At 71.8% G+C, this 14827-nt stretch carries 14 protein-coding genes and 1 other RNA gene; 8 read left to right on the top strand and 7 right to left on the bottom strand.

The window, feature by feature from the left end; all coding sequences use genetic code 11:
* The first annotated feature begins 1 nt into the window (after position 1).
* From dhaK to dhaM, 3 genes are all read left to right on the top strand, one after another.
* Positions 2-1003, top strand: coding sequence for a dihydroxyacetone kinase subunit DhaK (dhaK, locus tag ACPPVW_RS17645; RefSeq protein ID WP_426624361.1), 1002 nt, complete (start codon positions 2-4; stop codon positions 1001-1003).
* Between the two features lie 62 nt (positions 1004-1065).
* Positions 1066-1698, top strand: coding sequence for a dihydroxyacetone kinase subunit DhaL (gene dhaL / locus ACPPVW_RS17640; RefSeq protein ID WP_426624360.1), 633 nt, complete (start codon positions 1066-1068; stop codon positions 1696-1698).
* Positions 1695-2441, top strand: a complete 747-nt coding sequence (gene dhaM / locus ACPPVW_RS17635; RefSeq protein WP_426624359.1) for a dihydroxyacetone kinase phosphoryl donor subunit DhaM — start codon at positions 1695-1697, stop codon at positions 2439-2441. Before dhaL ends, dhaM begins: the two co-directional genes overlap by 4 nt.
* A gap of 16 nt (positions 2442-2457) precedes the next feature.
* On the opposite strand, the gene ACPPVW_RS17630 is transcribed toward dhaM, so the two are convergent.
* Both ACPPVW_RS17630 and ACPPVW_RS17625 read right to left on the bottom strand, forming a co-directional pair.
* Entirely contained in the window at positions 2458-2988 is a 531-nt protein-coding gene (locus ACPPVW_RS17630) for a GNAT family N-acetyltransferase (protein WP_426624358.1), read from the bottom strand.
* Between the two features lies 1 nt (position 2989).
* The gene (locus tag ACPPVW_RS17625; RefSeq protein WP_426624357.1) at positions 2990-4279 is read right to left on the bottom strand and encodes an aminotransferase class I/II-fold pyridoxal phosphate-dependent enzyme; all 1290 of its coding nucleotides are present in this window, start codon (positions 4277-4279) and stop codon (positions 2990-2992) included.
* Between the two features lie 61 nt (positions 4280-4340).
* Between ACPPVW_RS17625 and ACPPVW_RS17620 the strand changes: the two genes are divergently transcribed.
* Positions 4341-4985, top strand: coding sequence for a DUF1345 domain-containing protein (locus ACPPVW_RS17620; RefSeq protein WP_426624356.1), 645 nt, complete (start codon positions 4341-4343; stop codon positions 4983-4985).
* On the opposite strand, the gene ACPPVW_RS17615 is transcribed toward ACPPVW_RS17620, so the two are convergent.
* Positions 4978-5457 (bottom strand): dihydrofolate reductase, encoded by a 480-nt coding sequence (locus ACPPVW_RS17615; RefSeq protein ID WP_426624355.1) that lies wholly within the window; start codon positions 5455-5457, stop codon positions 4978-4980. The two genes, ACPPVW_RS17620 and ACPPVW_RS17615, sit on opposite strands and share 8 nt — an antisense overlap.
* Entirely contained in the window at positions 5454-6263 is an 810-nt protein-coding gene (locus tag ACPPVW_RS17610; protein WP_426624354.1) for a thymidylate synthase, read from the bottom strand. Before ACPPVW_RS17610 ends, ACPPVW_RS17615 begins: the two co-directional genes overlap by 4 nt.
* A 73-nt stretch (positions 6264-6336) precedes the next feature.
* Between ACPPVW_RS17610 and ACPPVW_RS17605 the strand changes: the two genes are divergently transcribed.
* The 4 genes from ACPPVW_RS17605 (at position 6337) to rnpB (ending at position 10851) form a co-directional block, all read left to right on the top strand.
* Positions 6337-8748 carry a purine-cytosine permease family protein gene (locus ACPPVW_RS17605; RefSeq protein ID WP_426624353.1) on the top strand — a complete coding sequence of 804 codons (2412 nt, stop codon included), beginning with the start codon at positions 6337-6339 and terminating at the stop codon, positions 8746-8748.
* Positions 8749-8798: 50 nt separating this feature from the next.
* Positions 8799-9617: a Nif3-like dinuclear metal center hexameric protein gene (locus tag ACPPVW_RS17600; protein ID WP_426624352.1), complete on the top strand. Its 819-nt coding sequence runs from the start codon at positions 8799-8801 to the stop codon at positions 9615-9617.
* A gap of 72 nt (positions 9618-9689) precedes the next feature.
* Positions 9690-10424 carry a zinc ribbon domain-containing protein gene (locus ACPPVW_RS17595; protein ID WP_426624351.1) on the top strand — a complete coding sequence of 245 codons (735 nt, stop codon included), beginning with the start codon at positions 9690-9692 and terminating at the stop codon, positions 10422-10424.
* A gap of 57 nt (positions 10425-10481) precedes the next feature.
* Positions 10482-10851: RNase P RNA component class A (rnpB, locus tag ACPPVW_RS17590), an RNA gene on the top strand.
* 72 nt (positions 10852-10923) lie between these two features.
* On the opposite strand, the gene ACPPVW_RS17585 is transcribed toward rnpB, so the two are convergent.
* Genes ACPPVW_RS17585 through kdpC form a run of 3 tightly spaced genes read right to left on the bottom strand, consistent with a single transcriptional unit; the run spans position 10924 to position 14826 of the window.
* The gene (locus tag ACPPVW_RS17585) at positions 10924-11661 is read right to left on the bottom strand and encodes a response regulator (protein ID WP_426624350.1); all 738 of its coding nucleotides are present in this window, start codon (positions 11659-11661) and stop codon (positions 10924-10926) included.
* Positions 11658-14153: a DUF4118 domain-containing protein gene (locus ACPPVW_RS17580; RefSeq protein WP_426624349.1), complete on the bottom strand. Its 2496-nt coding sequence runs from the start codon at positions 14151-14153 to the stop codon at positions 11658-11660. Before ACPPVW_RS17580 ends, ACPPVW_RS17585 begins: the two co-directional genes overlap by 4 nt.
* 31 nt (positions 14154-14184) lie before the next feature.
* On the bottom strand, positions 14185-14826 hold the full coding sequence (gene kdpC / locus ACPPVW_RS17575; protein WP_426624348.1) for a potassium-transporting ATPase subunit KdpC: 642 nt from the start codon (positions 14824-14826) through the stop codon (positions 14185-14187).
* Position 14827 lies beyond the last annotated feature (1 nt).

Raw genomic sequence — 14827 nt, 5'->3', positions numbered from 1 at the left:
AATGAAGAAGCTCATCAACGACGTACCCGACGTCGTCGCCGAGTCCCTGGCGGGTTTCGGCCGAGCCCACGCCGACATCGTCTCGGTGTCGCAGGACCCCCGCTTCGTCTCCCGAGCCGATGGCCCGGTGCGCGGCAAGGTCGGCCTGGTCAGCGGTGGTGGCAGCGGCCATGAGCCGCTGCACGCCGGATTCGTGGGCAGGGGCATGCTGGACGCCGCTGTGCCCGGCGAGGTGTTCACCTCCCCGACCCCGATGCCGATCGTGGAGGCCACCAAGGCCGCAGACGGCGGCGCCGGTGTGCTCCACATCGTCAAGAACTACACGGGCGACGTGCTGAACTTCGAGACGGCCGCCGACCTGGTGGGCGCCGAGGGCATCACGGTGCGCGCCGTCGTCACCAACGACGACGTCGCGGTACAGGACTCGCTCTACACGGCAGGGCGGCGCGGCGTCGCCGGCACCGCGCTCGTCGAGAAGATCGCGGGTGCTGCGGCAGACCGCGGTGACGACCTCGACGCGGTGACGGCGATCGCCGAGAAGGTCAACGCCAACGTCCGCTCGATCGGGCTCGCGCTGACCGACGGCACCGTCCCGCATGCCGGCCAGCCCGGTTTCGTGCTCCCGGAGGACGAGATCGAGTTCGGCGTCGGCATCCACGGCGAGCCCGGTCGCGAGCGCATCAAGCTCGAGCCGGCCGACCGGCTGGTCGACCGGATGATGGACGCCGTCCTCACCGACCTCCCGTTCGCGTCGGGAGACACGGTGCTGCTGTTCGTGAACGGGATGGGCGGAACGCCGCTGTCGGAGCTCTACATCCTGTTCCGCCGCGCAGCGGAGATCCTGGACGAGAAGGGCATCGTGCTCGGCCGGTCGCTGGTCGGCAGCTACGTCACCTCTCTGGAGATGCAGGGCGCCTCCATCTCGGTGCTGAAGCTGGACGACGAGCTGACCGCGCTGTGGGACGCACCGGTGCACACCGCGGCGCTCCGGTGGGGCGTCTGAGGCCGCAGACAGGTCGAGGCCGCGGGAAGAACGACTGAGACGACGCGAGGAAGGAGACGCTGATGGCGTTGGACACGAACTGGGTCTTGTCCTGGATCACGGCTGCGGCGGAGGTCGTCGGCGAGCACAAAGGCGAGCTGAACACGCTCGACCGTGAGATCGGCGACGGCGATCACGGCGAGAACATGGACCGCGGCATGCGCGCGTCCGTGGCCGCGCTGGCGAAGCTGCCGGACGACGCGACGCCGTCGGCGGTGCTGCGCTCGATCGCGATGACCCTCATCTCCACGGTCGGTGGAGCCTCCGGACCGCTCTACGGCACCGCCTTCCTCAAGGCGGCGGAGCCGGTGGGCGGCGCGGAGACGATCGACGGGGAGACGCTCGTGGCGCTGCTGACCGCGGCGCGTGACGGGATCGTGTCCCGCGGCAAGGCGGAGTCGGGCGACAAGACGATGGTCGACGCCTGGACCCCCGCGGTGGAGGCGGCTTCTGCCGCACTCGCCGCGGGGGCCGACCCGGCGGCGATCCTCTCCGCGGCCGCCGACGCGGCCGAGCAGGGCTCGGACGCGACCATCCCGCTCGTGGCACGCAAGGGCCGCGCCAGCTATCTCGGAGAGCGCTCCGCCGGCCACCGCGACCCCGGGGCGCAGTCGACGGCCCTGATCCTGCGGGCCGCGGTCGGTGCCGCCGGATGAGCGGGACGGTCGGAATCGTCTTCGTCTCGCACAGTTCGCAGCTCGCTGCCGGCGTCGTCGCCCTCGCCGGGCAGATGGCGCCATCGGTGCCGCTGCTCGCTGCGGGCGGGACGGACGACGACGGCATCGGCACCAGTTTCGGCAAGGTCATGGCCGCCGTGGGCGAGGCCGACCAGGGGGCGGGGGTCGTCGTCGTGAGCGACCTCGGCTCCGCCCTGCTGACGGCCGAGACGGTGCTGGACCTCCTCCCGGACGACGAGCGCGCACGCGTGCGCGTCGTCGACGGCCCCTTCGTCGAGGGCGGCGTTGCCGCGGCCGTGGCTGCCGAGACCGGGGCCGACCTGGAGGGTGTCGCCGCTGCCGTCGAGGGAGCGCGCGCGGCGTGGGGCGGCGCGGAGCCGGCCGTGCCGGCGGCCTCCGAGGCGGCGCAGACGGCGACCGGCGCCGCTGCGCCCGGTGAGCCCGCAGCGCCCCAGCGCGGCGAAGGCGGCTACACGCGGGAGGTGCTGGTGCGCAACCCGCAGGGTCTGCACGCGCGGCCGGCGGCCGAGTTCGTGAAGCTGGCGAACACCTTCCCCGTGAAGGTGACCGTCAACGGCAAGGACGCCAAGAGCCTGCTGGGCGTGATGTCGCTCGGTCTGATCGCCGGCGCGACCGCCTCGATCGCGTCGCCCGACGGCGGCGGCGAAGCCGCGGTCGACGCGCTTGTCGAGCTCGTGGAGGGCGGGTTCGGAGAGGTCTGACCCGTCTGGCTCGAGCCTAGAGCTCGACCGCCATCTCGAGCTCCCGAGCGGTGCCGTCGAGCGGGTACGGCTGGGTGCGACCGGTGAAGGCGAACCCGTGCCGCTCGTAGTAGCGGATGGCGGGCAGGTTGCGCTCGTGGACCTCCAGCAGGAGGCGCCCCGAGCGCCGGCGCGCCCAGGCGATGACGGCGTCGAGGAGCGCGTCGGCGACGCCGTGCTCGCGTCCGCGCTGCGACGGCGTCACGTAGACGCCGACCAGGTGGGGATCTGGCGAGCTCACGGGTTGGAAGCCGCCCATGGTGCCGATCCAGCGCCCGTCTCGCCTCACCGCGCCGAACAGCTCGCTGGCGGCCGAGCCGTTCGCAGCGCGGCGGCGCCAGTGCTCCTCCGGGTGCGCCCGCGCGGCCTCCAGCGTCTCGAGGAACGCGATCGGGGTGTCTTCGAGCATCTCCAGCCGGATCGCCCGGTAGGCCCGCCAGTCGGCCTCGACGGCCGGGCGGACCTCCCAGCGTGGACCTTCCTCGTCGCGCCGGTGCGCGGAGGTCACGTCAGTTCCGCTCGGCGAGCAGCGCCTCGCTCTCGGCGAGCAGGATCGCCGTGCACAGGCCGTCGAGGGCCTCGCTCAGCTCCGCCAGCGGAGGGAACGTGGGGGCGATGCGGATGTTCGCGTCTCGCGGGTCTTCGCCGTACGGGAAGGTCGCGCCGGCCGGCGTGACGGCGATCCCGGCCTCCTTGGCCAGCTGCACTGCGCGCTTGGCGCAGCCGTCGAGCACGTCGAGGCTGACGAAGTAGCCGCCGAGCGGGGCGTTCCACGAGCCGGCGCCCCACGGCTCCAGGCGGGCGCGGAAGGTCTCGTCGACCGCGGCGAACTTCGGGGCCAGGATGGCGCGGTGCTTCTCCATGTGCGCGCGGAGCCCGTCGGCGTCGCGGAGCAGCTGGACGTGGCGCAGCTGGTTGAGCTTGTCGGGACCGATGCTCTGCGCGGCCGAGTTGTGCTGGAACCAGGCGATGTTCGTCTCGGACGCGCCGATGAAGGCGACGCCGGCTCCCGGGTAGGTGACCTTGGACGTCGAGGCGAAGATCAGCGGTCGGTCGGGGTTGCCCGCCTCGGCGGCGAGCGCCAGGATGTCGATCGGCTCCGGCCGTTCGTCCGACAGGTGGTGCACCACGTACGCGTTGTCCCAGAACAGGCGGAAGTCGGGTGCGGCGGGCAGCGAGACGAGCGCGCGCGCGACCTCCTCGCTGTAGACCGCGCCGGTGGGGTTGGAGTACACCGGCACGCACCACATGCCCTTGATGCTGTCGTCGGTGGCGAGCAGCGTCTCGATGGTCGCGACGTCGGGGCCGTCGTCGTTCATCGGGACCGCGATCATGCGGATCCCCAAGCGCTCGCAGATCGTGAAGTGACGGTCGTAACCCGGCACGGGCGCCAGGAAGGAGATGGGCTGGCGGCCCCACGGGAGCTCGCCGCCCGGGACGCCGTGCAGCAGGGCCTGCGCAACGGTGTCGTGCATGATCGTCAGGCTGGAGTTGCCGAGCGCGAGAAGCTGCGCAGGCGGCACCCGCAGCGCCTCGGCGAAGATCGCGCGCAGCTCGGGCAGGCCGTTGGGGCCTCCGTAGTTGCGCAGATCGGTGCCCGCGGCGTCGCGGAACGCACCGTCTGGCAGGTGCAACAGGTCGTCAGAGAGGTCGAGCTGTTCGGCAGACGGCTTGCCGCGCGTGATGTCGAGCGCGAGGCCGCGGGCCCGGAGGTCGTCGTAGGCGCCGGCGAACTCCGCGTGAGCGGCGTGCAGCGCTTCGGTGTCGAGGTCGGCGAGGGGGGCGGGGGCGGTGGTCACAATCCGATCGTACCGGCGCGCTGAGCGGGACGCTCGGTCACGCTGTGCGAATATCCGGAGAGTGACGAACGAAGTGAAGCGCGGGCGCGGGCACACCCGGGTCAAGATGTACATCGCGCTGGCCGTAGGCATCCTCGTGGCGGTCGTCATGTCGTTCTTCGACGCCGTCCACCACGCGGTGATCGCCGGGTGGGCCGCTGCGTGCCTGGTCTACATCGTGTGGATCTGGATGAGCGTGTGGCGCATGGACGCGTCCACGACGCGCAGTCACGCGACGCTCGAGGACCCGGGGCGCAGGACCGCGGACCTGGTGCTGATCATCGCCTCGCTGGCGAGCGTCTTCGCGGTGGTGTGGGTCCTCGTCGACGCGCGGAACCTGAAGGGCGGAGCGCAGCTGGGCGTCGCTCTGCTCGCGGTGGCGAGCGTCGCACTGTCCTGGCTGCTCGTCCACACGATCTACATGCTCCGGTACGCGCGCATCTACTACCGCTACGACGGCGGCGTCGACTTCAACCAGGACGAGCCCCCGCAGTACAGCGACTTCGCGTACCTCTCCCTCACTCTGGGGATGACGTACCAGGTGTCGGACACGAACGTCTCCAGCTCCTACATCCGCCGGACGATCCTCCGCCACACTCTGCTGTCGTACGTGTTCGGAACGGTGATCGTCGCTGCGACGGTGAATCTGGTGGCCGGCCTCACCTGAGGTAGCGGATGAAGCGGTAGCGCATCCCGTCGGCGGCGTCGCGCCAGGCGTCGGCCGTGCCGTGCCACTCCGGGCCGAGCGCGGGCGCGACGGTGTCGCCCGCCACGTCGAGGTCGATCTCGGTGACCTCCACGCGGTCGGCGAGTGGAAGAGCCTGGCCGTAGAGCTCTGCGCCGCCGATCACCCAGACGGTCGAGCCGTCGCGATCGGTCAGCGCGGCCTCCAGCGAGTGGACGACCGTCGCTCCTGGTGCGTCGAAGTCGAGCTGGCGCGTCACGACGATGTTGTCCCGGCCGGGCAGCGGGCGGAACCGCTCGGGGAGGGACTCCCACGTGCGACGGCCCATCACGACGGGGTCGTCGCCGGTCAGCTCGCGGAAGTGCCTCAGGTCTTCCGGGAGGTGCCAGGGCATCACGCCACCCGCGCCGATGACCCGGTCGTGGGCCTGCGCCCAGATGAGCGCGAGGCTCATACGGCGACGGCCGCGCGGATCGCCGGGTGGTGTTCGTAGCCCTCGACCACGAAGTCCTCGAACCGGTAGGCGAAGATGCTCTCGGGCATGCGTGCGAAGCGCAGCGTCGGCGCGGGGTACGGGTCGCGCGTGAGCTGCTCGGTCACCTGCACGACGTGGTTGTCGTAGATGTGGCAGTCGCCGCCCGTCCAGACGAACTCACCCGGCTCCAACCCCACCTGCTGCGCGACCATCAGGGTGAGGAGGGCGTAACTGGCGATGTTGAAGGGTACGCCGAGGAACATGTCGGCGCTGCGCTGGTAGAGCTGGCACGAGAGCTTGCCGTCGGCGACATAGAACTGGAAGAACGCGTGGCAGGGCGCGAGGGCCATGTCGGGGATGTCGGCGACGTTCCACGCGGAGACGATCATCCGCCGGGAGTCAGGGTCGCGGCGCAGGGTGTCGACGACCTGCTGGATCTGGTCGATGTGCGTGCCGTCGGGTGCCGGCCACGACCTCCACTGCACGCCGTAGACCGGGCCGAGCTCGCCGCGCTCGTCTGCCCACTCGTCCCAGATGGTCACGCCGTTGTCGCGCAGCCAGCCCACGTTGCTCTCGCCGCGCAGGAACCACAGCAACTCGTAGGCGATCGACTTGAAGTGGACCCGCTTGGTGGTGATCAGGGGGAACCCCTGCGCGAGGTCGAAGCGCAGCTGGCGGCCGAACACGCTGCGCGTGCCCGTGCCGGTGCGATCGGACTTGTGGCTGCCGTTCGCGAGGACGTCGCGCAGCAGGTCTTCGTACGGAGTCGGGATCGGCGTGCTCATCGAGACGATGGTACTTCTCCCCGGGCGCGGATGACCCCTGACCCGCCAGACATTAGCGTCGTAGGCTTCGAGCATGGCCGATGGCGTGGAGGGGCAGGGCGTCGCCGAGCCGGACCGCAGGATCCGCCACAGCGACGACGAGCTCGCCGACGCCCTGCAGGCCGAGGTCGGCCGTGTCACCGCGGCGATCCCGATCATCGCCGAGCCGACGGTGGAGCGGCAGGACGCCGCGGCGCTCAGCGACGCCGAGGTCACGGCGATCGTGGACGCCGACCTGCGGGTCCACGACACGACCGCGGCGATCGAGCACCTGCAGTCGGTGCTGGATGCCCGGGCGGCGACCTCCTCCATTCCGATCGTGGCGCCGGGGGTCGCACAGGAGGCCGCGCCGACCGACGCCGGCGCGGCGGACGCCGAGGGGGCAGAAGCCGACGCGACAGAAGCCGAGGCGGCGGGCGCTGACGCGGCAGACGACGACGTGGACGACGACGTGGACGACGACGAAGTGGGGCCGCCGACACAGGTGATCAGCTTCGACGACCTCCCCGTGCGGAAGCGGGGCACCGGACCGCAGCCGACCTACAGCGCCTGGGTCGGTGCCGCCGTGCCGCAGCCGCAGCCGCAGCCGAAGCCGCCGGTCGTGCCGCCGCCTGCACCCAGGGCGGAGGTCCCCGAGGCGGTCACGAAGGAGGTCCCGCCTCCGAAGTTCCCGATCGTCGCGATGGAGCCCACGTCGGCCTCGCCGCAGGAGGACGCGCACCCTCCCGATCGCGTCGAGCCCCTGGGACTGGTCCCGGAGGAGTTGGCTCCGCGCGACTCCCAGCCCGTCCCGCTGCTCTCGACCGCGTTGCCCTCGGCGTCGGCGATCGTGCCGCTGGTCGCGGACGAGCCCCTCGTCGCCCACGACCTCGGCGCGACGACCGCCACGCCCGACCACATCGACGACGATGTCGCCGACGACGCCGACGACGTGCGCGCCGGCGCTCCCATCCCCGTGGTGACGCCGCGGCTGCCCGACGACTCGGTGCTCTTCGGCTCCCCGCCCGCGCCGCCCCCGCCGTTCGTCCCGGAAGCCGCCGACTTGGAGCCCAGTCCGCTGGAGCACCGCGCCGGGCGGGCCTCCCGGCTGTTCTGGCTGTGGTTCGCCGGCACGTCGTCACTGATCAGCGTCGGCGTGGGCGCGACGATGTTCCTGCTCGGGCTCAGCCTCCGGCAGCTGCTCGTCGCCACGCTCGTGGGCGTCGCCCTGTCGTTCCTCCCGCTCGGGCTGGGCACGCTGGCGGGCAAATGGAGTGGGCAGCCGACGATGGTCGTCTCCCGTGCCGCCTTCGGTCTGCTCGGCAACGTCGTGCCGAGCGGGCTCGCCCTGATCACCAAGGTGTTCTGGGGGGCTGTGCTGCTGTGGTTGGCCGGGTCCGCGGCCGGGTCGGTCGCGATCTCGGGCGGCTGGTCGCAGCTCGGCATCGGGCCGACCACCTTCGCGCTGCTGGTCACGGTGGGGGTCGCGGGCGTCGTCGCCTACTTCGGCTACGGGCTGCTCGCGCGCGTGCAACTGGTGCTGACGATCGCCTCCGCGGTGTTGATCGTCGTGATGATCGCGGCGACCTGGCGGCACGTCGACCTCACGCGGGCGCTCGCCGTCCCCGACGCCCTCTGGACGCACGTCGTGACCGGGGCCGTCCTCGTGTTCAGCTACGTGGGGCTCGCGTGGGCGATGAGCAGCGCGGAGGTCGCCCGCTATCAGCACCCCAAGTCCTCCGGTGCGGCGGGCATGCTCTGGGCGACCTTCGGAGCCGGCGTGCCGCCGTTCGTGCTCGTCTCCTACGGCGGTCTGCTCGCCGCCTCGGATCCGGCGCTGGCCGACGACATCGCGCGCGACCCCGTCGCCGGACTCACCCGTCTCGGACTGCCCGTCTGGTACCCGGTGCCCCTGCTGCTCGCGGTCGGCCTCAGCCTCATCTCGGCGCTCGTGCTGACCATGTACTCGGGAGGCTTCACCCTCGACGCCCTGGGCGTACGGCTCGGGAGGCGGTGGAGTACCGTGATCGTCGCCTGCGCGATCGCGGTGGCCGGTGTCGCGCTGACGCTCACCGTGCGCGACCTCGATGCCGTCCTCCGTGGCGTCCCCACGACCCTCGCCGTCCCGGTGGCGGCCTGGGCGGGGGTGTTCACGGGCGAGATGATGCTGCGCACGCGGAGGTTCCACCAGCCCTCGCTGCTGACCCGCGGCGGTGTCTATCCGGACTGGCGCTGGACGAACCTGGCGATGCTCGTGGTCGCCAGCGCGGTGGGCCTCGGCTTCGTGAGCTCGTCGTTGCCCTGGCTCGCGTGGGAGGGCTATCTGTTCCGGCTGCTGGGCGCAGATCCGAACGCAGGGATCGGCGCGAGCAACATCGGCGTCGTGATCGCGCTCGCCGTCGGGCTCCTCACGCCGATCGTGTCGGGCGTCCCCGCCGTCCGCAGGCAGGAGCGCGCACAAGCGTAGACCGAGTCTCGTTGACCCCCGGCGGCGGCCGATCACGTAGGCTCTAGAACGTGCCGCACACTCTCCGTTCCGTCTGCGAGGTCGTCGAATCGCTCTGGCCGATCGCCGGCGCGGAAGGCTGGGATGCGCCCGGGCTGATCTCGGGCGATCCGGAGGCTCCGGTCGACCGCATCCTCCTCACGGTGGACGCCGTGGCCGCGACCGTCGACGAAGCGGTCGGGCTCGACGCCGACCTTCTCATCGCGCACCATCCGCTGCTGCTGCGCGGCGTGACCTCCATCGCCGAGGACCGCTACAAGGGCGCGCTCCTGGCGACGCTGATCCGCGCCGACTGCGCGCTCGTCGCCGCCCATACGAACGCCGATGTCGTCGCCGACGGCACGAGCGCCGTGCTGGCGGCGGCCCTCGGCCTCACCGACACGGAACCGATCGCCCCGGCTCCCGACGGTGTCACCGGCATCGGGAGGGTCGGCATCCTCGCCCGGGCCACGACGCTCGGCGCCCTCGCGCGCGTTGTCGCCGAGCTGTTGCCGCCCACCGCGGGCGGCGTGCGCGCGGCGGGCGACTATCATCAGCCCGTCTCGCGCGTCGCCGTGTGCGGCGGGGCCGGCGACTCGCTGCTCGCCACGGAGGCTGTCCGCGGGGCCGATGTCTACATCACCGCCGACCTGCGCCACCATCTCGCCTCGGAGGCGCGCGAGCAGGCGGTCGTCGGCGGCGGGCCCGCCCTCCTCGACGTGTCGCACTGGGCGAGCGAGTGGCTGTGGCTCGACACGGCGGCGGAGGCGCTGCGCAGCGCCCTGCCCGATGTCGAGGTCACCGTCAGCGAGCTGCGCACCGATCCATGGGATTTCGCCATCCTGCAATGAGCCTCCAGCAGCGACGATGAACACAGCGACGAACACCACAGCGACGAACGAACCAGCAGAGAGCAGAGCACTGTGAAAGCCAGCCCCTCCGATCAGAACGAGCTCCTGAGGCTGCAGACCGCCGACACGCGGCTGAGCCAGCTCGACCACACTGTCAAGAACCTTCCACAGGCCGCCGAGCTCGCCGCTATGCAGCCGGCGGTCGACGCCCTCCGCGCGCGCTGGATCGCGGCGACCGGCGAAATCGAGGACGCCCGGTCCGAGCTCAGGCGCGTGGAATCCGACGTCGAGCTCGTGGAGGCGCGCAAGCGCCGCGACACCGACCGGATGCAGCAGACCTCGTCGATGAAAGACGTGCAGGCGCTCGAGACCGAGCTCACCGCCCTCGCCAAGCGTCAGAACGACCTCGAGGAGATCGAGCTCACGGTCATGGAGCGCGTGGAGGGGCTCGAGGGCGCGCTGGCGGCCATCGAGGCCGAGCGCGCCGAGCTCGAGAGCCGGGTGCAGCAGCTGGAGGCTGCGCGCGACGCCGAGTCCGGCGCCGTTGCCGCTCAGCGCGACGCCCTCGCCCGCGACCGTGCCACGATCGCCGAGGCGCTTCCGGACGACCTGGTCGCCCTGTACGAGCACCAGCGCTCCCGTTACGGCGTCGGAGCCGCCCTCCTGCTGCGCGGCGTGTCGATGGGGTCGAACGTGAAGCTCAACGAGTCGGACCTCGCCGACATCCGCGGTGCAGCCGACGACGACGTCGTGCTGTGCCCGGACAGCGGCGCCATCCTGATCCGCAACGAGGAGTCGGGCCTCTGATCCGCACTCGGCCGCGAGGCCGCCGCCAGCCGTTCTGGGCTAGGGTGGAGCCCGGAACGGGACGGCCAGACGGTCGCGTCGGTCCGCGCGAGCGGGCCGCCGAGGAACGTCCGGGCTCCGCAGAGCAGGGTGGTGGGTAACACCCACCCGGGGTGACCCGCGAGAAAGTGCAACAGAAAGCAGACCGCCTCGCACGCGAGTGCGCGGTAAGGGTGAAACGGTGGTGTAAGAGACCACCAGCGGCCGGGGTGACCCGGCCGGCTGGGTAAACCTCGCCTGGAGCAAGGTCAGACAGGGGACTATGAGGTTGCTCGCCTCGTCCCCGGGTAGACCGCTAGAGGGCGGCGGCGACGTCGTCCCGAGAGAGATGGCCGTCCGCGGCGCGCGAGCGCCGTGACAGAACCCGGCGTATCGGCCGTCCCGTTCCCTACAAACCGCCGAGGGGCACGTTGACGCCCCTAAAACCGAGTTTTTGGGGCGTTAACGTGCCCCTCGACGCTCACTCTGGCTCGGCGGCGGCGGCGGCGGAGTCGGGGTCGGGGTCGGGGTCGGGGTCGGGGGAGAAGCGGTAGCCCATGCCGGCCTCCGTCAGGAGGTAGCGGGGGTTGGAGGGCTCCGATTCCAGCTTCTTGCGCAGTTGCGCCAGGTAGAGCCGCAGGTAGCCGGTGTCGTTCGTGTACTGCGGCCCCCACACCTGCGTGAGCAGCGCCTGCCGGGTGACCAACCGGCGCGGGTTGCGCAGCAGCACCTCCAGGATGGCCCATTCGGTCGGCGTCAGCCGCACCGGGCTCTCGCCGTCGGCCGTGCGCTTGAGCACCTGGTGCGCCGCGAGGTCGACGGTGATGTCGCCGAACCGCACCGCCGGTTCGTCGGCGGAACCCGACTGGCGACGCGTGAGGGCGCGGATGCGCGCCAACAGCTCGTCAGCGGCGAACGGCTTGGTGACGTAGTCGTCGGCGCCGGCGTCGAGCGCGTCCACCTTGTCGGCGGAGCCCGTGCGACCGGAGACCACGAGGATCGGAACCGACGACCAGCCGCGCAGGCCCTCGATGACCTCGATGCCGTTCAGCTCCGGCATCCCCAGGTCGAGCATGACCAGGTCGGGATGGTGCTCGACCGCCTCCGACAGCGCCTCAGCCCCGGTCTTCGCGGTGATGACCTCGTAGCCGCGAGCGCCGAGCAGGATGCGCAGCGCCCGGAGGATCTGCTGGTCGTCGTCGGCGATCAGGATCCTCATCGCTGTCCCTCCGTCAGGTCGGTGGCCGCGGGCAGCGAGACCACCATCGTGAGGCCGCCTCCCGGCGTGTCCTCGGCCTCCAGCGTGCCGCCCATGCCCTCGGCGAACCCTTTCGACAGGGCGAGTCCGAGCCCGATTCCGGTGTCGTTGTCGGTGTCGCCGAGGCGCTGGAACGGCTGGAAGACCGCCTCGCGGCGCTCGCCGGGGATGCCGGGCCCGTGATCGATCACCCGCAGCTGCACCGTGCCGCCGAACTCGCTGGCCGCGATCACGGGGGGCCGGTCGCGCGGCGAGAAGCGCAGCGCGTTGCCCAGGAGGTTCACGAGCACGCGCTGCAGGAGAACGCCGTCGGCGATCACTGGAGGCAGGCCCTCCGCCAGGTCGAGCTCCACTTCTGCCGGCCCGAGCCCCAGCTCGTCCAGGGTGGGCGGGATGGCGTCGTCGATCTCGGTGGGCGCGAGCGACACTCCCAGCACGCCGGCCTCCACCCGGCTCACGTCGAGCAGGTTGGTGACGAGGGTCGCCAGCCCGTGGAGGCTGTCCTCCGCAGTCTCCAGCAGGGCCTCCCGGTCGGCGTCGCTGAGGTCGAGGTCGGTCTGCCGCAGTGTGGTGACGGCGGCGGTCGCGGCAGCCAGGGGGCGGCGGAGGTCGTGGCCGACTGCTGCGAGGAGCGCGCTGCGCACCCGGTCGGCCTCGGCGAGCGGCCCGAGCTCGCTCGCGGTCGCGGCGAGCTCCCTGTGCTCGAGGGCGGCGTCGAGCTGGGCGACGATCGCCGCGAGGAGGCGTCGGTCGGCGGCCTCCAGATCGCGCCCGGATAGCTCCAGCGTGCCCCGACCGCCCACCGGCAGCCGCTGCGTGTGGGCGGAGTCGGCCGGCTCGCCGTCGGCGGAGACCACCTCGTCGCCGTCGAGGAGTCGCACGCCGGTGAGGCCGAACGCCTCGCGCGTGCGCGTCACGAGCGCTTGCAGGGCGTCCTCGCCGCGGATGACTCCGCCGGCGACCGTCGCGAGCAGCTCAGCCTCGGCCGCGGCCCGTTGCGCGGCACGGGTGCGGCGGGCGGCCTGATCTACCACGAGGCTGACCAGCGCCGCGATGATGAGGTACAGCACTAACGCGAGCAGGTGCAGCGGCTCGGCGATGGTGATGGTGTAAAGGGGATCGACGAAGAAGAAGTCGAGCGTCAGCCCGGAGAGCAGCGCGGCGAACAGCGCCGGCCAGATGCCGCCGACGAGCGCGACGACCACGACCAGCAGTTGGTAGCTGAGCACGTCGGCCGTCATCGACTGGCCCGAGCGGAAGTTCACCAGCAGCAGCGTCAGCAGCGGACCGCCGATCAGAGCCAGGAGGAACCCGTAGACGCGGCGCCGGACGGTCAGGCCGCCGCGCGGCCGCGGAAGCGAGAAGCGGCCCCCGGCCCGGGAGTGCGTCACGATGTGCACGTCGATGTCGCCCGACTCGCGGACGACCGTCGCGCCGATCCCCGGTCCGGTGAACAGCGCGGCGAGTCGACTGCGGCGTGAGACGCCGATGACCAGCTGGGTCGCGTTCTCGCCGCGGGCGAAGTCGACGAGCGCGCGCGGGATGTCCCTTCCGACCACCTGGTGGTAGCTGCCGCCGAGTTGTTCGACCAGTGCGCGCTGTGCCGTGAGCGCCCCCGGCGTCGCATCGCGGAGGCCGTCCTGGCTGGTCACGTGCACAGCGAGCAGCTCGCCGCCGGCGGACCGTGCGGCGATCCGCGCTCCGCGTCGCAGGAGCGTCTCGCCCTCGGCGCCGCCGGTGAGCGCCACCACCACGCGCTCGCGCGCCTCCCACTTGCCGGCGATGCCGTGCTCTGCGCGGTACCGCTGGAGGGCGCTGTCGACCTCGTCGGCCAGCCAGAGCAGCGCGAGCTCGCGCAGGGCGGTCAGGTTGCCGAGGCGGAAGTAGTTCGACAGCGCGGCGTCCACCCGCGCGGCCGGGTAGACGACGCCTTCGGCGAGCCGATCGCGCAGCGCCTGCGGCGCCAGGTCGACGACCTCGATCTGGTCGGCGCGGCGCAGCACGGCGTCGGGGATGGTCTCGCGCTGCTGGACGCCGGTGATCTGTTCGACCACGTCGTTCAGCGACTCGATGTGCTGGATGTTGACCGTCGACATCACGTCGATGCCGGCGGCGAGCATCGCCTCCACGTCCTCCCAGCGCTTCTGATTCGGGAGGCCGGGGGCGTTGGTGTGGGCGAGTTCGTCGACGAGGGCGAGCTGCGGCGCACGGGCGAGCACCGCGCCGAGGTCGAGCTCGGTGAGCTCGACGCCGCGATGCTCGACAGCCAGCCGCGGCACGACCTCCAACCCGTCGACGAGGGCGGCGGTGGCGGCGCGGCCGTGGGTCTCCACGACCGCGACCACGACGTCTTTGCCCAGCGCCTTCAACCGCTTGCCCTCTTCGAGCATGGCGTAGGTCTTGCCGACGCCGGGGGCCGCGCCGAGCATGACCCGGAGGTGACCACGGGGCATTCGCTCGATCCCTACTCTCGGTGTCGGCCCGTCAGCGGCCGAGCTGGGCAAGCGCCAGGTTGAGCTGGAGCACGTTCACGGTCGGGTCCCCGAGGTAGCCGAGGCCCCGTCCCTGAATCTTAGACTCGACGAGCTTCTTCACGGTTGCTTCGGGGAGGCCGCGCGCGTCGGCGACGCGCTTGACCTGCAGCAGCGCGTAGTCGGGCGAGATGTGCGGGTCGAGGCCGGATGCGGAGGCGGTGACGGCGTCGGAGGGCACGGCCGACTCGGGGACACGGTCGAGCTTCGCGATCGCGGCGGTGCGGTCCTTCACGGCCTGCACCTGCACCGGGTTGCCGGTCGCGAGGTTGCTGCCGGAGGACGCGGCCGCGTCGTAGCCGGCTGGCCCGTTCGTGGTGGCGGCCGACGGGCGCGACTGGAACCACTGCGGCAGCGGTCTCCCCTTCGCGTCGGTGAAGGCCTGCCCGATGAGCCCCGAGCCGATGGCCGTGCTTTTCGACGCGGTCGCACGGCCGTCGGACGCGATCATCGACCCGTTCGCCTGAGCCGGGAGCGCGACCTGCCCGATCCCGGTGACGACGAAGGTGTAGCCGATCCCGAGCACCACGGTGAGGAGGATCATCGCGCGCAGGGCGACCCAGTAGTGGCGCCAGGCGCCGCGGAGGCGGTTCATC

This window comes from Leifsonia sp. McL0607 (assembly GCF_049993355.1).
Taxonomy (GTDB): domain Bacteria; phylum Actinomycetota; class Actinomycetes; order Actinomycetales; family Microbacteriaceae; genus Leifsonia.
The sequence above is the reverse complement of the archived record's forward strand: the minus strand, read 5'-3'. Positions and strand labels throughout refer to the sequence as shown.